This is a genomic window from Shinella sp. G-2 (assembly GCF_050172695.1).
Classification (GTDB): domain Bacteria; phylum Pseudomonadota; class Alphaproteobacteria; order Rhizobiales; family Rhizobiaceae; genus Shinella.
In genome coordinates this window covers 97,146-120,257 of record NZ_JBBEYH010000013.1, presented here as the reverse complement: position 1 = coordinate 120,257, position 23,112 = coordinate 97,146, and the positions used below count along the sequence as shown (strand labels likewise).

At 66.3% G+C, this 23,112-nt stretch carries 22 protein-coding genes and 1 pseudogene; 15 read left to right on the top strand and 8 right to left on the bottom strand.

Features of this window, described 5'->3' with window-relative positions:
- Positions 1–35: 35 nt before the first annotated feature.
- The 4 genes from V8U06_RS19100 (at position 36) to V8U06_RS19085 (ending at position 2,114) form a co-directional block, all read left to right on the top strand.
- Positions 36–488: an Rrf2 family transcriptional regulator gene (locus V8U06_RS19100; RefSeq protein WP_427142023.1), complete on the top strand. Its 453-nt coding sequence runs from the start codon at positions 36–38 to the stop codon at positions 486–488.
- Positions 489–559: 71 nt separating this feature from the next.
- Positions 560–1,027: a group III truncated hemoglobin gene (locus V8U06_RS19095; RefSeq protein ID WP_427142022.1), complete on the top strand. Its 468-nt coding sequence runs from the start codon at positions 560–562 to the stop codon at positions 1,025–1,027.
- Positions 1,024–1,305 (top strand): DUF6522 family protein, encoded by a 282-nt coding sequence (locus V8U06_RS19090; RefSeq protein ID WP_427142021.1) that lies wholly within the window; start codon positions 1,024–1,026, stop codon positions 1,303–1,305. Before V8U06_RS19095 ends, V8U06_RS19090 begins: the two co-directional genes overlap by 4 nt.
- Before the next feature lie 122 nt (positions 1,306–1,427).
- Positions 1,428–2,114, top strand: a complete 687-nt coding sequence (locus V8U06_RS19085) for an RNA polymerase sigma factor (RefSeq protein WP_427142020.1) — start codon at positions 1,428–1,430, stop codon at positions 2,112–2,114.
- A gap of 26 nt (positions 2,115–2,140) precedes the next feature.
- Here the strand turns inward: V8U06_RS19085 and V8U06_RS19080 are convergent, their stop codons facing one another.
- Positions 2,141–2,521, bottom strand: a complete 381-nt coding sequence (locus tag V8U06_RS19080; protein ID WP_226921950.1) for a DUF983 domain-containing protein — start codon at positions 2,519–2,521, stop codon at positions 2,141–2,143.
- Positions 2,522–2,668: 147 nt separating this feature from the next.
- Positions 2,669–4,063: a PLP-dependent aminotransferase family protein gene (locus V8U06_RS19075; RefSeq protein WP_427142019.1), complete on the bottom strand. Its 1,395-nt coding sequence runs from the start codon at positions 4,061–4,063 to the stop codon at positions 2,669–2,671.
- A gap of 224 nt (positions 4,064–4,287) precedes the next feature.
- On the opposite strand from V8U06_RS19075, the gene V8U06_RS19070 reads away from it, so the two are divergent.
- From V8U06_RS19070 to V8U06_RS19050, 5 genes and pseudogenes are all read left to right on the top strand, one after another.
- Positions 4,288–5,403, top strand: a complete 1,116-nt coding sequence (locus tag V8U06_RS19070) for a PLP-dependent cysteine synthase family protein (RefSeq protein ID WP_226921952.1) — start codon at positions 4,288–4,290, stop codon at positions 5,401–5,403.
- Between the two features lie 423 nt (positions 5,404–5,826).
- The gene (locus V8U06_RS19065) at positions 5,827–6,345 is read left to right on the top strand and encodes a flavin reductase family protein (RefSeq protein ID WP_226921953.1); all 519 of its coding nucleotides are present in this window, start codon (positions 5,827–5,829) and stop codon (positions 6,343–6,345) included.
- A gap of 21 nt (positions 6,346–6,366) precedes the next feature.
- Positions 6,367–7,854 carry a 4-hydroxyphenylacetate 3-hydroxylase family protein gene (locus V8U06_RS19060; RefSeq protein ID WP_427142018.1) on the top strand — a complete coding sequence of 496 codons (1,488 nt, stop codon included), beginning with the start codon at positions 6,367–6,369 and terminating at the stop codon, positions 7,852–7,854.
- Between the two features lie 217 nt (positions 7,855–8,071).
- Positions 8,072–8,467, top strand: a pseudogene (locus V8U06_RS19055) (hypothetical protein); the annotation flags it as partial.
- A gap of 25 nt (positions 8,468–8,492) precedes the next feature.
- The gene (locus V8U06_RS19050) at positions 8,493–9,839 is read left to right on the top strand and encodes an amidase (protein WP_427142017.1); all 1,347 of its coding nucleotides are present in this window, start codon (positions 8,493–8,495) and stop codon (positions 9,837–9,839) included.
- Between the two features lie 141 nt (positions 9,840–9,980).
- Here V8U06_RS19050 and V8U06_RS19045 read toward each other — a convergent pair whose 3' ends face one another.
- Together V8U06_RS19045 and V8U06_RS19040 are read right to left on the bottom strand one after the other, a co-directional pair.
- Positions 9,981–10,679: a GntR family transcriptional regulator gene (locus V8U06_RS19045; RefSeq protein WP_427142016.1), complete on the bottom strand. Its 699-nt coding sequence runs from the start codon at positions 10,677–10,679 to the stop codon at positions 9,981–9,983.
- Between the two features lie 99 nt (positions 10,680–10,778).
- On the bottom strand, positions 10,779–11,465 hold the full coding sequence (locus V8U06_RS19040) for a DUF2848 domain-containing protein (RefSeq protein WP_427142015.1): 687 nt from the start codon (positions 11,463–11,465) through the stop codon (positions 10,779–10,781).
- A 242-nt stretch (positions 11,466–11,707) separates the two neighbouring features.
- On the opposite strand from V8U06_RS19040, the gene V8U06_RS19035 reads away from it, so the two are divergent.
- From V8U06_RS19035 to V8U06_RS19010, 6 genes are all read left to right on the top strand, one after another.
- Positions 11,708–13,006: an ABC transporter substrate-binding protein gene (locus V8U06_RS19035; RefSeq protein ID WP_427142014.1), complete on the top strand. Its 1,299-nt coding sequence runs from the start codon at positions 11,708–11,710 to the stop codon at positions 13,004–13,006.
- Between the two features lie 145 nt (positions 13,007–13,151).
- Complete coding sequence (locus tag V8U06_RS19030; RefSeq protein WP_427142013.1) at positions 13,152–14,051, top strand: branched-chain amino acid ABC transporter permease; 900 nt, start codon at positions 13,152–13,154, stop codon at positions 14,049–14,051.
- 3 nt (positions 14,052–14,054) lie between these two features.
- Complete coding sequence (locus tag V8U06_RS19025) at positions 14,055–14,987, top strand: branched-chain amino acid ABC transporter permease (RefSeq protein ID WP_427142012.1); 933 nt, start codon at positions 14,055–14,057, stop codon at positions 14,985–14,987.
- Positions 14,984–15,727, top strand: a complete 744-nt coding sequence (locus V8U06_RS19020; RefSeq protein ID WP_427142011.1) for an ABC transporter ATP-binding protein — start codon at positions 14,984–14,986, stop codon at positions 15,725–15,727. The genes V8U06_RS19025 and V8U06_RS19020 overlap by 4 nt, the downstream gene beginning before the upstream one ends.
- Complete coding sequence (locus tag V8U06_RS19015) at positions 15,727–16,407, top strand: ABC transporter ATP-binding protein (RefSeq protein WP_427142010.1); 681 nt, start codon at positions 15,727–15,729, stop codon at positions 16,405–16,407. The genes V8U06_RS19020 and V8U06_RS19015 overlap by 1 nt, the downstream gene beginning before the upstream one ends.
- Before the next feature lie 77 nt (positions 16,408–16,484).
- Positions 16,485–17,009, top strand: coding sequence for a MarR family winged helix-turn-helix transcriptional regulator (locus V8U06_RS19010; protein WP_427142009.1), 525 nt, complete (start codon positions 16,485–16,487; stop codon positions 17,007–17,009).
- A gap of 24 nt (positions 17,010–17,033) precedes the next feature.
- Here V8U06_RS19010 and V8U06_RS19005 read toward each other — a convergent pair whose 3' ends face one another.
- From V8U06_RS19005 to V8U06_RS18990, 4 genes are all read right to left on the bottom strand, one after another.
- Positions 17,034–19,190 carry a methyl-accepting chemotaxis protein gene (locus tag V8U06_RS19005; RefSeq protein ID WP_427142008.1) on the bottom strand — a complete coding sequence of 719 codons (2,157 nt, stop codon included), beginning with the start codon at positions 19,188–19,190 and terminating at the stop codon, positions 17,034–17,036.
- 114 nt (positions 19,191–19,304) lie between these two features.
- Complete coding sequence (locus V8U06_RS19000) at positions 19,305–20,288, bottom strand: phosphotransferase enzyme family protein (RefSeq protein ID WP_427142007.1); 984 nt, start codon at positions 20,286–20,288, stop codon at positions 19,305–19,307.
- Between the two features lie 4 nt (positions 20,289–20,292).
- Complete coding sequence (locus V8U06_RS18995; protein ID WP_427142006.1) at positions 20,293–21,576, bottom strand: aspartate aminotransferase family protein; 1,284 nt, start codon at positions 21,574–21,576, stop codon at positions 20,293–20,295.
- A 178-nt stretch (positions 21,577–21,754) separates the two neighbouring features.
- Complete coding sequence (locus tag V8U06_RS18990; RefSeq protein ID WP_427142005.1) at positions 21,755–23,110, bottom strand: aspartate aminotransferase family protein; 1,356 nt, start codon at positions 23,108–23,110, stop codon at positions 21,755–21,757.
- Between the last annotated feature and the right edge of the window lie 2 nt (positions 23,111–23,112).

Genomic DNA, 23,112 nt, shown 5'->3' with positions numbered 1-23,112 from the left:
GCCAGTCGGCCCGCCATGGGTCCGGGGACTTGCCCATGCGGATGACGCTTCATACGGACTATGCCTTGCGCATGCTGATCTACATCGCGACGCGGCCGGATGGGGTCTGTACGGTCAACGATGTGGCGGAGGCCTACGGGCTTTCGCGCAACCACCTGCTCAAGGTGGCGCAGACGTTGCGCGGTCTCGACCTCATCGAAACGACCCGCGGCCGCGCCGGCGGCATCCGTCTTGCCAAGGCACCGGAAGACATCGCTGTCGGCGACCTCGTGCGTGCCACGGAAGAGGAGTTCTCGCTGGCCGAATGCATGCAGGCGGGAGGCGGAGGAAGAGCGTGCGCGCTCTCGCCGGCTTGCCGGTTGAAGGGCATGCTGCACGAAGCGCTCGGCGCGTTCCTTGCCGTACTCGACAAATACACCCTCGCGGACATCGTGCGAAACCGGGGCGCGCTCGCCCCCCTGCTTGGCATCGATGCGAATGCTGCGTGAGACGACGACATGATTCTCCGTTCGACGCTTTCCTTCACATCCGCCCCTTACACCGGCGACAGGGCAATCCGATGAAAGGCCGTTCCGCACCCCAGCGCACCATTGTCGTCGACGGCAACCCGCTGCCGGACGTCCTCGACGAGGCGATGGTTCATGCCGTCGTGCATGGTTTCTACGACGAGATCCGCAAGGACGACCTGCTCGGGCCGGTCTTCAACGGTCGTATCGCACCGGAGGACTGGCCGGTGCACCTTGCCAGGATGTGCGATTTCTGGTCAGCGACGCTGTTGCGCACCGACCGCTACGAGGGCCGGCCACTGCCGCCGCATCTTGCGATCCCGGAACTTGGGGAAGCGCATTTCCGTCGATGGCTGACGCTCTTCCGCGGCACGGTCGAACGGCTCTGCCCGCCCGCCGTTGCCGATCTCTTCCTCGATCGGGCGCTGCGCATCGCCCATTCCTTCCGCCTCGCCATCGCCTTCCACCGCGGCGAAGACTCCATGCAGATCGCCCCCATTTCGCGGGAGGCCCTGCAATGAACGCGGCGATAACGCTCGACCGGGACGAGGCGGGGGAATTCCTGTTGCCGGCGGATCTCCTCGCCGCGCGCTTCGGCTGGCCCGTCGAGACCTTCCGCGACATGATGCGCCGCGGCTTCGTCGCCTCGCGCGTCGAGCGCGGCGAAGGAGAGGATGCCGGCCGCTGGCGGCTGACCGTACGCTGCGGCAACCGCCGCTGGCAGGCGGTCGTAGAGGCGGACGGCACGGTGGGCGATCAGCGCGTCGAGGTCGTTCCCTTCGCGCCGCAGAAGCGGTAACCGGGCAAAATCCGGCGAGAGCGCGAGGCGATTTGCACGCGGGACCAAGGAAAACAAAAAGACGCCCGGCGGGAACCTTGCGGAAAGATCGGCATCCAATGGATCCCGAAAGGAGCATGCCGATGCCCCAACCGCAGATGACGTCCCTTCCCTCCCCCTCCGACGAGGAGGCGGCGCTCGTGCGCCGCGCTGCCGCCGGCGAGGCCGATGCCGTCAGGCAGATCATCCGGACGCACAATCAGCGCCTCTACCGGCTCGTGCGCGCCGTGCTGCGCGACAATGCGGATGCCGAGGAGGCGCTGCAGGAGGCCTATCTGAAGGCCTTCGCGAATCTCGATACGTTTGCGGGCGAGGCCTCGCTCTCGACCTGGCTTTCGCGCATCGCGCTCAATGCCGCGCTGATGCGGCTGCGCGCCCGCAAGCGGCTGAAGCGCGCCGTCCCGCCCGTGGCAGAGGCCGAGATCATTCCCTTCCCGCTTTCCTCCACCTCCACCGCCGACCCGGAGCGCGTCATGGCGCAGCGACAGCTTCTCCACCTCGTCGAGGAGGCGACCGACGCGCTTCCCGAGACGTTCCGTCTCGTTTTCGTCGCCCGCGTCATCGAGGGCCTGAGCGTCGAAGAGACGGCGGCGCTGCTCGATCTGCCGGCCGCGACGGTGAAGACGCGCCTGCACCGGGCGCGAAAGCTGATCCGCACGCGGCTGGAGGAACGGATCGGCCCGGTGCTGATCGATGCCTTCCCCTTTGCCGGCGCACGCTGCGAGCGGCTGACGGAAGCCGTCATTGCAAAACTCGGCCTCGAAAAATAGAGGTCACGTCTCCGGCGCGCCGCGCCTCACTCGGCGCGGCGGACCAGCTTGCCCTCTTCGGCCTTGTAGAAGAACTGGCTCGCCACCAGCCAGCCCTTGAGCGGACGCAGAGGCGGGATGCAGGTCAGCAGCATGAACGGTCCCGTCACCAGAAGCTGCGTCAGCAGCGAGGCGCCGAAGGCGACCTCCAGCCAGACGGCGAGCGCCACGCTCGGCACGCAGGCGAAACAGATGACGAAGAAGGCCGGACCATCGGCCGGATCGGCGAAGGAATAGTCGAGCCCGCAGGCCTCGCATTGCGGCGCGAGGGTCAGAAATCCCTTGAAGAGATGTCCTTGGCCGCAGCGCGGGCAGCGACCCCGGATACCCGTTTGCATGGGCGGCAGCGGCGGATAGGTCTCGTTCATGGCTTGCCCTTTCTGGAAACCAATCAATCCTGTCATTCAATACGATCATATAGATGCAATCATGCAGTCAATTTGTCGATCAGACATACTGACGCAGGGGCGCGCGGAAAGCCGCGCCCCAAAAGAAACGATGCAGGATTGAATGGATCAGAAGAAGGAGCCGGCCATTTCCGGCGGCCCTTCCAGGGCATGGGCCATGAATTCCAGCGCCGTCTGAAGGCGCGGCCGCGGGATGGGCCCACCGAGGCAGACGCGAACCGCCTCGGGCGGCGCGCCATCGACGGCGAAGGCATCGCTGGCAACGACACCGAGCCCGGAGGCGCGCATATGGGCGCTGAAGGTCGAGCGCGTCCAGCCGTGCGGCAGTGGCAGCCAGATGTTAAAGGCGAGCGGAGCGGCGCGATAGCTGCCGGCCGGCAGCAGGCTGGCGGCCAACGCCTGCCGCGCCTCGGCCTCCACGCGCAACGCACCGAGGATCGCGTCGGCAGTGCCGTCGCCGATCCAGCGCGTTGCCAGCGCCGTGGTCAGCGGCGAGGCCATGACATTGCCGGTACGCATTGCCCCGGCGAAAGACCAGACGGCGCGGCCGTCGTCGGGCGCGGCGACATAGGCGAGCCGGAGGCCCGCGCCGATGCATTTCGACAGACCGCCGATATACCAGGTCAGTTCCGGCGCCAGCGCCGCGAGCGGCAAGGGGCCTTCCTGCGGAAGGAAACCGTAAGCGTCGTCCTCGACGATGGGCACCCGGTACTTGCGCGCCACGACGACAAGGGCGGCGCGGCGGGCGGCAGGCATGGTCAAGGTCAGCGGATTGTGCAGCGTCGGATTGAGATAGAGTGCCTTGGGCGCCTCGCGCTCACAGGCATCTGCGAACGCGTCCGGCAGGATGCCGTCGTCATCCATCGGCAAGCCGGAGAGCCGCAGGCGCAGTTGCGCGGCGATCGAGCGCATGCCGGGATAGGTGATCGCTTCCGACAGCACCGCTTCGCCCGGCCGCGCCAGCGTGGCGAAGATGGCCAGCAGCGCGGGATGGGCGCCCGGCGTCACGAAGATGCGCTCTGCGGGTGGCATGAGGCCACGGCGGGCGAGCCACAGGACTGCGGCTTCGCGATCCATCTCCGCACCACCGAAGGCCTGATAGCGGAGCAGCGGCACGAGATCGGCCGCAAGCGCCGAAAGCCCTTCGCGCATGCGGGCGACAAGCACCGGATCGTCCGGCTCCGGCGGCATATTCATGGACGGATCGATGAGGGCAGCGCGCCTTGCATCGGGCGCGACGTCCGGTCTCGCGCCCTCTCCGCGCCCCGTCACGAAGGTGCCGCGGCCGACATGGGACTGCACGAGCCCGCGCTTCTGCGCCTCCAGATAGCCGCGGGCGACGGTGGTGACGTCGATGGCAAGGCGCCTTGCGAGATCGCGATGCGTCGGCAGCTTGTCGCCTGCCGAAAGCGTCCCGCTGCGCAGGTCCATCTCGATGAGGTCGGCCAGCGCGATATAGAGGGGATTGCCGCTCCGGCTGAGGTCGGGATGCCAGTTCTTCATGTCACAGGTTCCAGGCCACGCGAATATTGATGGTATATTGCCTGCATGCTCGCCTGTCACCCGTCCGATGCGGACAAAGCGTCGCAAGGAAGCCAAGGGGGAAATTGACGGGATTTCGGCCGCCTGCCCTGGCGCAGGCCGGGGGCTTTTGCAAGAATCGGCCTTGCAAAACGGCGTGCAGACGCCGAAGACACGGCTGGCGCATTGCAAAAGGACCGACCCGCATGGACAGCACCCTCTTTCACCTGGAAACCGTACCCTCGCCCGATTGCGCGGACAGGGCCTGGGCGCAGAACGCCATCGGCATCCTGGAAGGGGACGCGCGCCGCTCGGCCGACACCCATCTGGTCAATCCGGTCTTCAAGGGGCTGAAGGGCATCTCCATCTACCTGAAGGACGAGAGCACCCACCCGACCGGCAGTCTGAAGCACCGCCTCGCCCGTTCGCTGTTCCTCTACGGCATCTGCAACGGCCGCATTTCCAAGGGCACGACACTGGTCGAGGCCTCTTCGGGCTCGACGGCGGTGTCGGAAGCCTATTTCGCCAATCTGCTCGGCCTGCCCTTCATCGCCGTCATGACGCGCAGCACCAGCCGCACGAAGATCGACGTGATCGAGCGCTTCGGCGGACGCTGCGCCTTCGTCGACAAGCCCGGCGAGGTCTACGAGACCGCCGCCCGTATCGCGGCGGAAACGGGCGGTCACTATCTCGACCAGTTCACCAATGCCGAGCGCGCGACCGACTGGCGCGGCAACAACAACATCGCCGAAAGCATCTTCGGCCAGATGGAGCGCGAGGCCCATCCCGTGCCGAGCTGGGTGATCATGGGCGCAGGCACAGGCGGCACCTCGGCCACCATCGGCCGCTACATCCGCTACCGCAACCTCGCCACGCGCCTGTGCGTGACGGATGTCGAGAACTCCGTCTTCTACGACGCCTGGAAGAACGGCGATGCCGAGACGACCTGCACCGCCTCCTCGCGCATCGAGGGCGTCGGCCGGCCGCGCGTCGAGCCGTCCTTCATCCCGACGGTCATCGACCATATGATCAAGGTGCCGGACGCCGCCTCCATCGCCGCCGCGCATGTGCTCTCCGACCGGCTCTTCCGACGTGTCGGCGCGTCCACGGGCACCAATTTCTTCGGCCTCCTCACCATTGCCGACGCGTTGATCAGGGAAGGCCGCGAAGGCTCGCTCGTCACGCTGATCTGCGACAGCGGCGACCGCTATGCCGGCAGCTACTTCAACCCGGATTGGCTGACGGCCAACGGCATCGACATCGCCCCCTGGAGCCGCGCCATCGAGACCTTCCTCGACACGGGCACCTTCACCGCGCCCTGACCGCGCGCGTTTCCTGTCCGGGAAAACGACGGGACTAGAGTTTGTCAGGGAAAAGTGGGAACCGGGTTTCCCGAATAGACAGACGAAAACAAAAGAATTTGGAGCATGTCTGGTTGAATCTGAACCTGACCTGCTCTGGATTAGAATAGCGGCAGAAGCCGTATCCCCTCCTCATCTCGCTGCTCGATATCTCCGTGGCCCGCCGGACGGCGCGCCGCGGCAGGACCGTTGCACCCGGCATGTCGAAACAGAGCGCGCCCTTGCGGAGCCGACCGGCCGCGACACCCTCTCCAAGACACGGCAATGCCAGCGGAAGGCGCCATGGCGCATGTTTTTCGCAGTGAAATATCACTGCGTTGACAGTGTCCAAAAATAGCTTTATAACTTAGCTATATTGCAAAATATCGCTAGGGAGGACGGGCGATGGACGAGCGGCAGTTCCGCAATGCGCTTGCCGAATATGCGACGGGCGTGACCATCGTCACGGCGAAGACCGGCGCGGGCGAGAAGATCGGCATGACGATGACCTCGTTCAACACGGTCTCGCTCGATCCGCCGCTGGTGCTGTTTTCGGTCGGCCTCAAGGCCCTCAGCCTGCAGGCGCTGCGCGAGGCGGATGCCTATGTGGTCAACATTCTCGCCCGCACGCAGGAGCATCTTTCCAATCAGTTCGCCCGCGCGGCGAGCGACAAGTGGGCGGGCGTGCACCACACCGAGGGCCACAGGGGCGCGCCGCGCCTCACCAATGCCATCGCCCAGTTCGAGTGCGAGCCCTATGCCTGCCACGACGGCGGCGACCACCTGATCTTCCTCGGCCGCGTGGTGAATTTCCGCACGTCCGACACGGCGGCCGAACCGCTGCTGTTCTTCCGCGGCCGCTATCACAGCGTCGCCGGCCCGCGCATCGACGTCGATGCCTGGCCCCTGCCCCTGCATTACTGAAACCCTCTGGAGGATAGACCCATGAGCAAGTCCGAGACCAAATCCGGCAAGGAGCATCTTGCCAGCCTGCGCGACGGCCGCGAGATCTTCATCAACGGCGCGCGTGTCGACGACGTGACGAACCATTACGCCTTCCGCAACGTCGCCCGTTCGGTCGAGACGATGTTCGACTTCGCGAAGGCCCCGGAAAATGCCGACCTGATGACCTTCGCGACGCCGGATGGCGGGCGCGCCAACCGCATCTGGGAATTGCCGGGCAGCTATCAGGACCTCGTCAAGCGCCGCGCCGGCCTGGAAGCCTGGACGGGCCTGCACGGCGGCTTCCTCGGCCGCGCGCCCGACCATGTCGCCTCCTGCATCGCCGGCATGTATATGGGCCTCAATGTCTTCGAGGACTACAATCCGAAATTCGCCCGCAACCTCGCCGACTACTACAAATACGCCCGCGACAACGACCTCTACCTCACCTATGTGATCATCAACCCGCAGGCCGACCGCTCCAAGGGTGCGGCCGAGCAGGCCGATCCGTACCTGACGGCCGGCGTGGTGGACCGTGACGCCGAGGGCATCACCGTGCGCGGCGCCAAGATGCTGGCGACCGGCGGCGTTGTCGCCAACGAGGTCTTCGTCACCTGCATCCAGCCGCTGAAGGCGGGCGAAGAGAACTACGCCCTCTCCTTCGCCATCCCGATGAACGCCAAGGGCCTGAAGATCCTGTCGCGCAAGTCCTACGAGGCAGCTGCGCCCTCCGTCTTCGACAACCCGCTGGCGAGCCGCTTCGACGAGAACGACGCCGTGCTCTATTTCGACGACGTGAAGGTGCCGTGGGATCGCGTCTTCGTCGACGGCGATGTCGCCATGTGCGCCAGGCAGTTCCATGCGACGCCCGCGCATGTCTACCAGAACTACCAGGCGATGATCCGCCTTTCGGTCAAGCTCCGCTTCCTCGTCGGCATCGCCAAGCGCACCACCGACGTCAACGGCATCTCGCAGTTCCCGCAGGTGCGGGAGATGCTCGGCCAGCTCGCCGCCGAGGCCGGCATGGTCGATGCGCTGGTCGCGGCGATGGAGGCCAAGGGCAAGCAGGTCGGGCCGTATTTCATCCCGGATGCCGGCACGCTCTACAGCGCGCAGGTGCTGACCCAGCAGCTCTATCCGAAGATCCTCAACACGCTGCGCGAGCTTGCCGGCGGCGGCATGATCATGCTGCCCTCCTCGGTCGAGGATTTCGGCAATCCGGAGCTGGCGCGCCTCATCGACAAGACACAGCAGTCGCCGGCCGCCTCCTCGCGGGACCGGGTGAAATTCTACAAGCTCGCCTGGGATGCCGTCGGCTCCGAATTCGGCTCGCGCCATCACCAGTACGAGATGTTCTATGCCGGCGCGACCTTCGTGACGAAGAACCACGCCTTCCGCACCTACGACTGGTCCGCCGCCGACGGCCTGCTGCAGGGCATTCTCGACTCCTATTCGCTCGAGGACAGCCTCAAGGCCGACAAGGCCGCCTAAGTCAGAAGACGTGCGTTTTCGCGGATGCAGTGGATCCTCGGGTCAAGCCCGAGGATGACGGAGGAGAGGGCAGAGAGCGGAAGCCAACACCTCTGGCCACCCGTCTCGCCAACCTCTCCTCCGTCATGGTCGGGCTTGACCCGACCATCCATAGCCGCAAGCGCCGCCGCCCCCAAAATGGCCTGCACGCCCTCAGCGTGTCTGCCCATCAAACGCACCACAGGAGGACCCGATGCCGGTCAACAAGCAGCACGACGAATTCTACACGCTCGACATGACGACAGGCTGGGAAGTGCCCACGGGCTATCCGCAGGGCATCAAGCAGAAGATCATCTCCGGCGCGCTCGACGAGGCGAACCGCCGCGGCAGCCGCACGCGCCTTCTGAAGTTCGACGCCGGCACCTTCACGACGAAGCCCTTCGAGCACGAATACTGGGAAGAGGTCTATCTCGTCTCCGGCGACCTGACGGTCGGCAATGACGAGAACGGTGACGGTGGTACGAGCTATCCGCCGAACACCTATGCCTGCCGCCCGCCGCATGCCCCGCACGGCCCCTTCAAGTCGGAGAAGGGCTGCATGCTGCTCGAAATCCACTATTTTGATCCCGTCTGATTCGGGCATAGGCAGGAGACAAGCAATGCGCGCAACACTGAACGAACTTGCGGCCGATCTGGCGACCGGCAAGGTCACCGCCTCGCATCTCGTCGAGCAGTCGCTGGCGCGCATTGCCGACGAAACCGGCGAAGGCGCACGCGCCTTCGTCAAGGTCCATGCGGAAAAGGCGCGCACTGCCGCCAGGGCCGCCGACGACCTGCGCAAGGCAGGGCTTGCCCCTTCGCGCTTCGCCGGCATCCCGATTGCCGTCAAGGACCTCTTCGACCTGGCGGGCGAGCCGACACCCGCCGGCTCTACCGCGCTCGCCGACGCCGCCCCGGCCAAGGCCGACGCGCCGGCCATCGCGCGCCTGAAGGCCGCCGGCTTCATCGTCATCGGTCGCAACAACATGACCGAATTCGCCTTTTCCGGCGTCGGTATCAATCCGCATTACGGTACGCCCGCCAATCCCTATGACCGTGCCGCCCGTCGCATTCCCGGCGGGTCGTCATCAGGCGCCGCCGTCAGCGTGGCGGACGGCATGGCCGCCGCCGCCATCGGCTCGGACACCGGCGGTTCTTGCCGCATCCCGGCCGCGCTTTGTGGCATCGTCGGCTACAAGCCGACCGCCAGCGCCGTGCCGCTCGACGGCGCGCTGCCGCTCTCCTTCACGCTCGATTCCATTGGCCCGCTGGCGAACAGCGTCGCGTGCTGCACCGGCCTGCATGAAATCCTCAGCGGCGCGTCGCTTGCCGGCGCGGGCGAACGCGCCATTGCGGGCCTGCGGATCGCCGTGCCGCAAGCGGTGGTTTTCGACGGTATCGAGCCGCATGTCGCAAAGACCTTCGAGGCCGCCCTGAAGCGTCTCGCCGATGCCGGCGCGCAGGTCACGGAAATCCCGCTGAAAGAATTCGAGATGGTCGGCCGCATCAATGCCAAGGGTGGCTTCCCTGCCCCCGAGGCACTGTCCTGGCACCGCGATCTCCTCGAAACCCACGGCGAAAAATACGACCAGCGGGTGCGCGCCCGCATCCTGCGCGCCAAGGAGCAGACGGCGGCCGACTATATCGACATGCTGCACCTGCGCCGCGCCTATATCGCCGAGACAAACCGGGCGATCGCGCCCTACGATGTCATCGCCATGCCGACCGTGCCCATGGCCGCGCCGACCATCGCCTCGCTCGAGGCCGATACCGATCTCTTCGTGAAGACCAACCTGACGCTCCTGCGCAATCCGACGCTGATCAACATGCTCGACGGTTGCGCCATCTCGCTGCCCGCCCATGCCGAGGGCGACGCCCCGGTCGGCCTGATGCTGGCGGCAAGCGGCGGCCGCGACGCGGACCTGTTCGCAAGCGCCCGGGCCGTGGAAGCGGCGCTGAAGCGGTAAGATTTCGAACCATCCGTCCGCGATCCGCAGCCACCACCTTCTCACCGCAAGCCGGGCGAAGGTGGCGGCCGCCGGATCGTTTTCCTAAATCACGACGAAAAAGGTGGCATCGTCTGCCGGACGGTCGCGCGCGGCCTGTTCTCAGAACTGCCGTACGATATTTTCCCGGAAAGCCTCGATGTGTTCGCGGATCGCCTTTTCCGCGCCCTCGGGATCCTGACGGCGAATGCCGTCCACGACGGCGGCGTGCTGTTCGCAGACGCGCACGTGATGTTCGTTGGAGCGCAGCGAGATGAACCAGAGGCGGGTGGAGCGGTCGTGCAGGTTGCCCATGATGTCGGGCAGCAGGGAGTTGCGCGAGCTTGCTGCGAGCAGCGCGTGGAAAGCGCGGTCGAGATTCATCATGGTCTCGATGTCGCGCCCTTTGGCGGCAGCCCAGGTCGCATCAAGGTTTTCCGCGAGGCGGGCGATGTCGGCCGGCTCGGCCAGTTCCGCCACCTTGCGTACGCAGAACGCCTCGTTGACGAGGCGCACGTCGATAATGTCGAAGATCTCGTTGAGGCTGATCGGCTTGACCATGATGCCCTTGCGCGGCAGCACGTCGATCAGCCCATCCGCCGCCAGCCGGTCGATGGCCTGATGCACGGGGGTGCGGCCGATATTGAGCTCGCCGCTCAGCACCCCTTCGCTGAGAACCTCGCCGGGCTTCAGGTCGCAGGTGATGATGCGATGCTTGATGGCCTCATAGGCGGTGTCGCGCAGGGAGACGACGGGTTCGCCCCGCCTGCGCCGGGCGGTCGGCGCAGTCTCGGTTTCGGCAGGGGGCATATCGGCGCTCATCGTCGTCTTCCGCATGTCTGTCCGCCGGTCGGCCCGGCCGGATCGATTAGTATCGACTCGCCGGGCCTGCACAAGCAGCTTGCCTGATCTTTGAGCAGATCATCCCGCAATCGGCAACGTCTTCACATCATAGCCGAAGGCGATCTTCCGGCCGAGGACAGGGTCTTCCAGCTCCCCCTCGAAGCGCGTGCCAGAGCGCACGCCGCCGATGGCCGGCATCGTACCGCCGAACATGGCGGTGCCGCCCGGCAGCGCGCCCTCCGCCGCCCAACCGGAAATCAGCGCCTCCGGCGCGAGCAGGCCGGAGATCGGGCCTTCCTGATAGAGCACGCGCGCACCGTCGATGACGGCATGGCTGCGCAGGATGAGGCTGTCCCAATGATCCGCCACCTCCTCGAAGGGCCAGACGGTGGTCGCGACCGGCTTGTCGCAGACCTGCTTGGAGACCGCGACGCCATAGGTCTCGACCTTGCGATCCGTGTGGTCGGAGCCGACGCCGACATAGAGCTTGCCGTCCTTGGCGATCAGCAGGGCCTCGACCTCGCCGCTGCCGGCCGTTCCGGCGTCCTCGATCAGGCCGGCCGTCGTCAGGCGCGCGGCGGCGACGCGGTAATAGGTGGGAGTTGCGGCCGGGCGGGCGACGCCGAGCGCCTCCAGCTCGCGGATGTGATGCTCCATCGCCTCCTTGTTGCGTCCCGCCCAGCCGGCGATCACGAAATCGGAGACATCGAAAGCGACGGGCGTGCGGCCGTCGCGGCTTTCCAGCGTCAAGTGCAGTGTCGTCATGGCGGTCTTTCCTCCGGTATCGGCGGCCGCCAGTGCGGCGCGGCGCATTAATTTGAGCGACAGTGATATTTCACTGCAGTTTTATCTTGCATATCACATGCGATTACGCAATCATCAAAACAGGGCGCAGGACGAGGAAAACCGGCGCCGGAACCGGCTCCACAGCACCGCTGCGGAGGGCGCTATCGCCATGCCGGACGGGAACGACGCCCGCATTGCCGGGCCAAACCAAGGGGATAGAGATGATCAGCCATCGTGGACTTCTTCGCTCGGCCGTCGCGGCCGCCGCCATCTTCGCCGCCGGCACGGCGCTTGCGCAGGAAAAGCCTGCCGCGCTCGGCGTCGGCGTGTTCAGCTTCACCTCGGGCGGCACCGCCGCCTATGGCAAGCCGGGGCGCGACGCCGCCGAACTGATGATCGAGCGCATCAACGCAAAGGGCGGCATTGCCGGCGTGCCGCTGTCGGCGACCTATGTCGACGAAGGCCAGGGCACCGAGGGCGTGATCGCCGAATACCGCAAGCTCGCCGGGGACGCGGCCAACGAGGTGATGATCGCCGCCCTCTCCTCCGGCAACTGCATGGCGCTCGCCCCGGTCAGCGATCAGATGAAGGTGCCGACCGTCGGCTGGAACTGCGACACGCACCAGCTCTATCTCAAGGACGCCCATCCCTATTTCTTCCGGCCGAACGGAAACACCGTGCCGGAATTCGTCGCCTATGCCGCCTATCTCGTGGCCGTGAAGCCGGACCTGAAGCGCATTGCCATCATCAATCCGGACTATGCCTTCGGCCATGACGCGGCAAAGATCTTCACCACGGCGATCAAGACCTTCAAGCCGGATGTGGAAGTGGTCGCCGAACTCTTCCCCAAGCTCGGCGCCGGCACCTACCAGACGGAAATCTCGCGCCTGACCGCCGCCCGGCCGGATGTCATCTTCTCCAATCTCTGGGGCGGCGATCTCGAAAACTTCGTGCGGCAGGCAAGCCCGCGCGGCCTCTTCCGCTCCTCGCAGGCCGTGCTGGCGCTGGGCGAATCCTCCATGCAGAACGTCCAGATTCCCGAAGGCGTCATCGTCGGCGTGCTCGGCGACGGCTGGTGGATGTCGCCGGATGCCGCCGCCAATCCCGAGACGAAGGAATTCGCCGACGCCTACAAGGCGAAATACGGCAAATGGCCGGTCTTCCCGGCGATGAAGATGGCCAACAGCTTCCTCTACGTTAAGGCCGCCTACGAGAAGGCGATGGCCGCCAATGGCGGCAAGTGGCCGAGCCGCGAGGACGTGGCGGCGGCCATGAAAGGCAGCGAGGTCAAGACGCTGACCGGCACCATGCAGACCCGCGCCGACAATGACGGCGTGGTCGACCAGATCATCGGCATCACCGCCACGGCCGAGGGCCATGACGGCCCGGTCATCGGCAACATGGTACGCTACAAGGGCGCCGACCTGATGCCCCCCGCCGGCGAGGACCCGCTCGCCTGGATCGGCACGCTCGCCGCGGACCTGCCCGCCAAGCTGCCGCAGCCCGGCTCCTACAAGTAACCTTCCGCAGGGCATGTGCGGGCGGAAGGAAGCGTCGCGTCACCTCTTCTCCCTTCGGGGAGAAGGCACGGTGCACGCGCTGCCCTGCCGCCCGTGAAATCGCGCAGCACATGCGCGGCGTCCTGCCCCGCGAACGGAGAAAACCATGTTCGGAACCCTCGTCCCCCTTCTCGTCGACGGCCTGGCGAATGCGGCGCTGATCTTCCTGGTCGCCGTCGGCCTTACCCTCGTCTTCAGCGTGCTGCGCGTGCTCAACGTGGCGCATGGCAGCTTCTATTCCATCGGCGCCTATGCAGCCGCCTCGCTCGGCCTGTGGATCGTCGGCGCAGGCCTGCCGGCGGTACTGACCTTCGTCGCGCTCTTTGCCAGCGCCGCGCTCGTCGCGCTCATCGTCGGCCCGCTGATAGAGCGCACGCTGATCCGCTGGACCTACGGCAAGTCGGAAGCGGTGCAGATTCTTGTCACCTTCGGCCTGTTCCTCATCCTGGAGGACCTGCAGCGCATCGTCTTCGGCGTCGATTCCTTCTACGAGGACACGCCCGTGCAGCTCCTCGGCTCGATCGAGATCGGCGGGGTCGTCTATCTCACCTACCAGCTCGTGCTGATCGTCCTTGCCGCCGCGCTGCTCGCCGGTCTCAAGCTCTTCATCGGCCATACCCGCATTGGCAAGCTGATCGCCGCCGTCGTCGCCGACCGCGAGGTCTCGCAGGCGCTCGGCATCAACACCAACCGCGTCTTCATGATCGCCTTCAGCCTCGGCGTCTTCCTGGCCGCGCTCGGCGGCGCGCTCACCGTGCCGCAGGCTGGCGTCTCGCCTGGTCTCGGCGCCGACACGATGGTGCTCGCCTTCGCGGTCGCCGCCATCGGCGGGCTCGGCAAGATCGAAGGCGCGGCGGTCGCTGCCGTCATCGTCGCGCTCGCCCGCGTCTTCGCCATCTACTACGCCCCGGAACTCGATGCGGTCGCGCCCTATCTCGTGATGCTGCTCGTACTGCTCGTGCGGCCCTACGGTCTCTTCGGCTCCGCAACGACGAGAAAGATCTGACCCATGCCTCTGCTTCTCCTCGCCGCCGGCGCGATCCTCGCCCTCATCGCGGCCACCTTTGCCTTTCCCTGGCTGGAATTCGTGCTGACGCTCGCCATCGCCAAGGGCCTTGCCGCACTCGGCGTCGCGATCCTGCTGCGTGGCGGATTGATCTCTATCGGCCATGCCATGTTCTTCGCCGTCGGCGCCTATGCCACGGCCTTTGCCATGCGCGATCTCGGCATCACCGACGTCTTCGCGCTGATCGCCCTTTCCGCCGTCGTCTCGCTTCTCGCAGGCCTGCTCATCGGCGCCTTCGTGGTGCGCTACCGCGCCATCTTCTTCGCCATGCTGAACCTTGCCATCTCCATGGTGCTGTTCTCGCTGCTGGCGAAGTTCTACGGCGTGACGGGCGGCACGGACGGTCTGCGCGTTTCCACCCCCACGGTGCTCGGCATGGCGCTCGACGCAAAGGGGTTCGCGACCTTCCTCTTCTATGCGGCCATCGCCGCCATGGTGCTCGCGGGCCTTGCCGTCGCCGCCTATTTCAGGAGCCCGCTCGGTGAGGCGCTGTCGGCCGTGCACACCAACGAGATCCGCCTCGAATATCTCGGCATTCCCGTGCGCGGCGTGCTGCTGGTCGCCTATGCCATCTCGGCCCTGCTTGCCGGCATCGGCGGCACCTTCGCGGCCATGACCATCGGCCACGTCCTGCCCGACATGGCCTACTGGACGGATTCCGGCCATCTCGTGCTCGTTGCCGTGCTCGGCGGCGTCAGCGGCATCGCCGGCCCCTTCGTCGGCGCGGTGTTCCTGGAACTGGTGCATACGCTCGCCGCCGGCGTCACCGACGCCTGGAACATGATCGTCGGGGCCGCCCTGCTCGGCGTCATCTTCTTCCTGCCCAAGGGCCTGATCGGCCTCCTGCGCCCGGCGAAAAAGGGAGACCTCGCATGACCGTGCTGCTCGAAGCGAAGAACCTGCACATCACCTTCGGCGCCGTCAAAGCGGCCAATGGTGTAAACCTCCATATCGACGAGGGCGAATTTCTCGCCATCATTGGCCCCAACGGCTCCGGCAAGACGACCTTCCTGAACCTGTGCACCGGCTATATCCGCCCGTCCGAAGGCGAGGTCACGCTCGACGGCAAGCCGATCACCCGCCTGCCGCCGCGCACCATCGCCCGCAAGGGCATCGCGCGCGCCTTCCAGATCCCGCAGCTCTTTCTCGAGCAGACGGTGCTGACCAACCTGATGCTCGCCATCGCCTCGCGCGAGGGCGTGTGGCAGGCCGGTCGGTCGCTCGACCGGCCGCAGTATCGCGACGAGGCCATGGCGCTGCTTGCCATGTTCAACCTTGCCGACTGCGCCCCGACGCTCGCCTCCACCCTGCCCGAGGGCCGGCGCAAGCTGGTGGACATCGCCATCGCGCTGGCGCTGAAACCCCGCCTCGTGCTGCTCGATGAGCCGACCAGTGGCGTCAGCGCGCTGGAACGCTTCGCCCTGATGGAAACGCTGATGGGCGCGCTCCGCCAGGCAAAGGTCTCCGCCCTCTTCGTCGAGCACGACATGGACGTGGTGGAGCGTTATGCCGACCGCGTCGTCGTCTGGGAGGCCGGGCGCGTGATGGCGGAGGGCAAACCGGAAACCGTGTTCAAGGATGAACGCGTCATTGAAAACGTGATCGGAGTGGCCTGATGCTGACCGTCTCTTCCCTCAATGTATCGCTGGCAGGCGCGAAGATCCTGCGCGACGTCGCCTTCTCGTTGACGCCGGGCGCGACCACGGTGCTGATCGGCCGCAACGGCGCGGGCAAGACCACACTGCTGCGCGCCGTCATGGGCCTCGTGCCGGCCGAATCCGGCTCCGTCCTGCTGGACGGCAAGGAGATGCTGGCGCTGCCCGCCTTCGCCCGCGCCCCGGCCGGCATCGGCTATGCCCCGGAGGACCGGCGGCTGATCCCGGACTTCACGGTCGAGGAGAACATCGTCCTGCCCGGCCAGGCGCTGAAGCTGCCGCAGGCCGAGATCCGGCGGCGGCTGGAAAAGGTCTATGCGCTCTTGCCGGAACTGCACGTCATGCGCGCCCGGCCCGGCAACGGCGTTTCCGGCGGACAGGGCAAGATGGTGGCGCTCGGCCGGGCGCTGATGGTGGCGGAAAAGCTTCTGATGCTGGACGAGCCCTTCCAGGGCCTCGCTCCGGCACTGGCGCTCGACTATGCCCGCACGCTGTCGCGCCTGCGCGAGACCATGCGCGACCTGACCCTGCTGATCACCGAATCGAGCCCCAACCTGCTCAAGTCCGTGGCCGACGAGACATTGCTGATCGAGCGTGGTGCGGTGACGCTCCAGCCACGAGAAACGCAGTCCGCAGCATGACAATTCCGTTGAGCGGGCCGGCGGCCCGCTCTATATGCTGTCTCAGCTAGGTAAGTCGCAAAGCTGAAGGACGGACGATGTCAGTGACGATCAGCAGGCCCGAACTGCTCGAGGACGGCGACGACGCGCCCTTCCGCCAGATGATCCACGACGCGCTCGGCTTCGCCACCCGGCTGCTGGAAATCCGCAACCGGCTCGGCGAAGTGATCGGCCTCACCGGTCCCGCCTTCTCGATCCTCATCGCCATCGAACACCTTTCCAAGGAGGCCGATGTCGGCATCAGCCAGGTGAGCGATCACCTGCACCAGTCCGGGGCCTTCGTGACGCTGGAGGTTGCCAAGCTCGTCAAGGCCGGTCTCGTCGACAAGTCCGCCCATCCCGAGGATGGCCGACGCGTCATCGTCCGCGTGACGGACAAGGCCCGCGGCCTGCTGGCCGAGCTCGCCGAGACCCAGCGGCCCGTCAACGACGCGATCTTCGCGGGGCTCGACCCGCAGCAGTTCCGCATCTTCGCCGACATCGCCGCCAGGCTTGTGCCCGGCACGGAAGAAGGCCTCGCGCTTCTACGCTACAAGGCCGAGCAGCGCCGCAGCCGCGCCTGAGGCGTGGCCGGGCGTTTGCGGTCTCTACGCCGCGCGGCCCATACGCTGGCCCTGGCCCGGCGCCTCGGTGCGAAAACGCTCCAGCATGGCAGCAAGACCCTGCGCCTCGCCCACAAGGCAGGCGGCGGCCGCGTTCATCTCCTCCACCATCGCCGCATTGCTTTGCGTCGCCTGGTCCATGACGTTGACCGCCTCGTTGACCTGCTGCAGCCCGCCGGACTGCTCGTGCGCCGCCATGGCGATGGCGTCCATATGGTCGTGGATCGACTGGACGAGATCCAAGATCGTGCCGAGACCGCCGCCCGTCGCGCCGACCAGCTTCACGCCGTCCTCGACACGCGCCTGCGAGGTGGTGATCAGTGTCTTGATCTCCTTGGCGGCCCGCGCCGAACGCTGCGCCAGTTCGCGTACCTCCTGCGCCACCACGGCAAACCCCTTGCCGGCCTCGCCAGCACGGGCGGCCTCAACACCGGCATTGAGGGCGAGAAGATTGGTCTGGAAGGCGATCTCGTCGATCACGGCGATGATCTGGCTGATCTGGCGCGAAGAATCCTCGATGCCATGCATTGCCTGGATCGCGTCCTCCGCCACGCCGGAGAACCTGCGGGCATTGCCGCGCGTCTCGCTGACGAGGTCGCGCACCTCGCCGGTGCGCTGCGAGGTGGCGTGCACATTGGCGCTGATCTCCTCCAGCGCCGCGGCGGTCTCTTCCAGCGAGGCGGCCTGCGCTTCGGTGCGGCGGGCGAGGTTGTCGGAGGCCGCGGAAATTTCCGTGCTGCCGCCGTGCACCACCTTCACCGCCTGCCCGACCGTGGCGAGCGCCGTGCGGAGCTGGCGCACCGAGCCGTTGAAGTCGTGGCGCAGCGGCTCGAATTGCGGGGCGAAGGCGTCATCGATCTCGCAGAGAAGATCGCCGGCGGCGAGACGGTTCAGACCGGCGGCGAGCGAACCGGTGGCAGCCTGCAGGCGGCTCTCCGCCTGCGCGGCGGCGTCGCGCTCGATGCGCTGGCGCTCCAGATCTGCATTGCGGCGGCTCTCTTCGGCTTCCGCCTCCAATTCGCCATTGCGGATCGCTGCGCCGCGGAAGACATCGACGCAGCGCGCCATCTCACCGATGAGATCGCGCCGGGCGACGAAGGGCACGGCCTCGACGGTCTCGCCTTCGGCCAGCGCCAGCATGCGGCGGCAGATCGCCCGTACCATCTTCGAGACGGTGCGCACGGTCAGGAGGCAGAGCGCCAGAGCGCCGAGGAAGATGCCGGCCGACAGCATCAGCACGGATTGCAGCCGCCATTCGAGATGGGCGATACGCTCGCCGGTCAAGCGCTCCAGGAGGACCGAGGTCTCGTCGACGACGGCGTTGAAGAGATCGGCCTGCGCATTGGCCGCAGCCATCCAGCGGTCCACCGCCGCAGCGTCTGCTGCCGCCGGCGGGGCCGCGTACATGGCTTCGAGTGTCCTGTCGAGGAAGGCGCCGTCGGGACTGCCCCGGAAGGCCGTCAGCTTTTCCACCTGCGCCGGCGGCAGGAATTCGGCGATCTTCTGGTTATAGACGACACGCAGGTTTCGCGCGTAGAGCAGGAACGCGACATCGCCGGGCGCAAGCGATCCGCCACCGAGATAGTGCTTGCCGTAGTCGATCTCGATCTGGCCGGCATCGCCCACCTGCAGCAGCGCATGATAACCGTCGATCAGCCGGGAAAGCGCAAGGTCGTCGATGGTCGCCGCCGAGCGCCGCACGAGGTCGAGCCCAGCAGCCGAGGCCGGCTGGAGCACGGCCAGCGCCTCATTGAGATCGGATTCGCCCGTTGCGTCCACATGGCCGCGATACGTGGCCAATCCTTCGAGCTTCGTGCGGATGATGCCCACATCGCTCTCGATCGAGCCGTCGCGGTTGCCTTCGGCCTTCCAGTCCTCGAAGGCGGCGTTGAGGTTCGCCAGCGCCTCGTCCGTCACTGCGCGCTGGCGGGTGCGGGTATCGGCCGTCGAAAAACCTTCGGCCGGCAGAGCCTGCGCGATCTTGCGGCCGGCTTCGGCAAGGCGCTGCACCACCATCTGCCGCTGCATCACCTCGTATTTGTCATAGGCCTCGGACACCGCCTCGCCTCCCAGCCACAGAAAGGCGAGGAGCGGCGCGACGGCGATGAGATAAAGAAGCTGCTGTAACGAAAATCTGGACACGAACCCCACCTATGTTTTTATGATAACATATTTACACGATGGTACTAAAGTATCGTTAAACAGAGGTTACGGCCCTCCTGGAAATCCCGCTATTTCAGGGCATTATGGCGGGTTTCAAAGGCTTTCCGTCATCTCCGCGGCGAGCGCACGCACGTCGGCAACATAGCGCCGCAGGCGATCGGCATTGTCCGGCAGGTCCGGCCGCTCCGCCGCCCAGCCGATATAGGTGAGCGCCCGCAGCAGCAGGAACAATGGCAGATGCGCGAACGCCGTCTGGGCCTGCGGACGGACACCGGCATAACCTTCCAGCAATGCGCTGCGGAACAGCGGATAGTCCGGCTCCCGCCGGTTGCGCAGCAGCGTCGTCGCAAGATCGAACAGGCGGAAGCCGAAGCCACAATCGTCGAAATCGATGAAGGCGACCGCACCCTTTCGCACGAAAATGTTCTCACGCACGATATCCGCGTGGATCAACCCGTAGTCGAGCCCCGGCGCGGCCGCCGCGAGCCGGGTCGAAAGCGTCGTGCGCAATGCCGTCAGATAGGCCCGGTCTTCGGCCGGCAGCACCGGACAATCCCAGAACCGGCCCCAGAACGGCGCCTCGCCGAGCAGGCCCGCCGTATCCCAGGCCGGCCGCTCGAAACCGACCGGCTGCTGGAAGGCGTCGGCCGCACCGTGCAGCAACGCCATTTCGCGGCCCACCGCGCGGAAAATGCCCGGCAGGTCACGTCCCTCGGACACCAGGGGCGTTCCGGTCTCGCCGAGCGGTTCACCGTCCACCCAGCAGATGAGATCGGCATGGAACGGCCCCTCGCCGAAGGCGACGAGCAAATCCCCGTTCCGCGCCGGGATCGGCTGCGGTACGGCAAGCCCACGATCGCGCAGGCTCGCCATGAAGGCGAGTTCCGAAGCGAGCGCCGCGCCGGAATGATAGGCCGGGCGGTGCAGCCGCAACGCGGCCGGCTCGCCCCAGGCGAGCCGCACCTTGAAGACCGCGTTCTCGCGATACTTGATCAGCTCCGGCACCTGCTCCGGCAGGTCCCAGTGGGCAATGGCGGCAATCGCCCGGTCCGTCAGGGTCTCGACGATGCCTTCCATCGGCTCAAAGCCCGCCCAGAACGTCGTCGAGCGTCGCGAGCATCAGGTCGGCACTCTCCTTGGAGAAGGGCATGGGCGGGCGGATCTTGGTGGCGTTCTGGTGAATGCCGAGCTTGCCCATCAGCACACCGCGCTCGCGCATGCCGTTGATGACGCGGGTGGCGATGTCGGCGGCGGGGGTCTTTTCCTGCCGGTCGAGCACCAGTTCGGCGCCGAAGAACAGACCGCTGCCGCGCACATTGCCGATCAACGCATGTTTTTCGCCGAGCTTTTGCAGGCCCTGACGGGCATGGGCGCCGACCTCGAGGGCATTTGCCTGCAGCGTCTCGTCCTCCAGCACGTCGAGCACGGCCATGGCCGCTGCGCAGGAGACCGGGTTGCCGCCGAAGGTGTTGAAGTAGCGGAAGGCCTTTCGGAAAGCGTTCAGCGTATCCGTTCCCGCGACCACGCCACCGACCGGGTGACCGTTGGCCATCGGCTTGCCGAGCGTGACGATATCGGGGACGATGCCCGCCTTCTGATGGCCCCACATATGGGTGCCGGTGCGGCCGAAGCCGGGCTGTACCTCGTCGCAGATGACGACGCCGCCAGCCTTCTTAACCGCCGCGACCGCCGGGGCGAGGAAATTCTCCGGCAGGTCCGGGAAACCCTCGTTGGCGAAGAAGGGATCGACGATCAGCGCGGAAAAGCCGAAGGGCGTTTCGGCGAGCGAGGCAATGGCCTCCTCCACCTTCGCCGCGAAGGCCGCGGCAAAGGCCGCGCCGCCCTCTCCGCCGAGCGGACGATAGGCGTCCGGCGCCGGCACATGGCGCACATGGCCGCCATATCCGCCGACGGGCGGCATGCGGGTCGAAAGCTGCGACACCGCCGTCGTGTTGCCGTGATAGGTGAAGTCGGTCGCGATGACGCCGGTCCTGCCCGTCACGGCCTGCGCCATGCGCAGCGCCACGTCGTTCGCCTCGCTGCCGGTGCAGGTGAGGATCGCTGTATCGAGGCTCGCATCGAAGGTGGCGCTCAGGCGCTCGACATAGTCGAGAATGCCTTCATGCAGATAGCGGGTGTGGGTGTTGAGCGTCGCGGCCTGCCGGCAGATCGCCTCCACCACACGCGGGTGGCAATGGCCGACATGCGGCACGTTGTTGTAGCAGTCGAGATATTTCCGCCCGTCCGCATCCCACAGCCACACGCCCTCGCCCTTCACCAGATGGACCGGATCCTCGTAGAACAGCGACATGTTGCGGCCGAGCAGTTTTTCGCGCCGGGCGCGCAGGGTTTCGGTATCGGTCATCGCGACACTCTCCTCTGCCCTGCCGGGCATCTCCACCTGCGGGGGAAAAATTGGATGCGGGGGCATTTCACCCCCTCCCGACGTTGCCATTCGGGTACGGTTCCGGCCGCTTGCCGATCTCCCCCCTTGAGGGGGAGATGCCCGGCAGGGCAGAGGGAGGTAAATCCACCCATCGCGCTCATCCTTGAACTGCCGAAAGCCCCGCATCGAGCGCCGAGACGATCTTCTGGACGTCGGCGGCGGTGATGACGAGCGGGGGCGAGATGATGACGTTGGCGCCGGACGTGCGGACCATGACGCCGGCCTCGTAGGCGGTGTCGTAGACCTTCTGCACCACGTCCTTGGCGGTAGCGCTTTTCTTGGCCCGGTCAGAGACCAGCTCCAGCGCGGCCATCAGGCCCCGGCCGCGCACGTCGCCGACAAGCTCGTGCTTCACCTTCAACCCTTCGAGACCCGCCATCAGCTCGACGCCGCGCGCGGCGGCGTTGGCGGCAGTATCGGCCTTCGCGGTCTCCTTCAGCGTGGCAAGCGCGGCCGCCGCCCCCACCGGATGACCGGAATAGGTGTAGCCGTGGCCGATGGCGCCGAAGCTGTCCTTGTTGCTCTCGAAGGCGTTTGCCACCCGGTCGCAGATCATTACTGCGCCGAAGGGGAAGTAGCCGTTGGTGATGGCCTTGGCGGTCGTCATCATGTCGGGCTTGACGCCCCAGCCGCGCGAACCGGTCCAGGCGCCGGTGCGGCCGAAGGCGGTGATCACCTCGTCGGCGATGAGGAGAATGCCGTGCTTGTCGCAGATGGCGCGCATCAGCGGCATGAAGGTTTCGTGCGGCACGATCACACCGCCCGCACCCAGCACCGGTTCCATGATGAAGGCGGCGATGGTGTCGGCGCCCTGGAAGGCGATCTCATCCTCGAACTGGCGGGCGATAGCCTGCGCGATTTCGGCCGGATCGGTAGTGTTGAAGGGGTTGCGATAGGGATAGGGCGCGGCGAGATGGAAGACGCCCGGCAGCAGCGGCTCGTAGTTGCGGCGGAAATTGGCGTTGCCGTTGACCGAAGCGCCGCCGAAATGCGTGCCGTGATACCCCTTCTTCAGTGCGACGAACTTGGTGCGTTCCGGCTGGCCGTTGATCTTGTGGAACTGACGGGCGAGACGCAGCGCCGTCTCGACCGAATCCGAACCGCCCGAGGTAAAGAAGGCGCGCGTCAGCCCGTCTTCCTTGAAGAATTCGGCCAGTTCGTAGGAAAGCTCGATCAGCGGCGAATTGGTGGTGCCGCGGAAAGTGGAATAGTAGGGCAGCGCGTCGAGCTGGTCGCGGATCGCCTGTTTCACCGGCTCGCAGGAATAGCCGAGATTGACGTTCCACAGGCCGCCGACGGCATCCAGCACCGTCTTGCCGTTGATGTCGACCACCTCGACGCCCGCGCCGCCATTGATGATGCGCGGGGGCTTGGCCTGCATCTCGGCGGGATGGGCCATCGGATGCCAGAGATGGCGGGCGTTGTTCTCGATCAGGAAGTTGGAATCGCGCATGG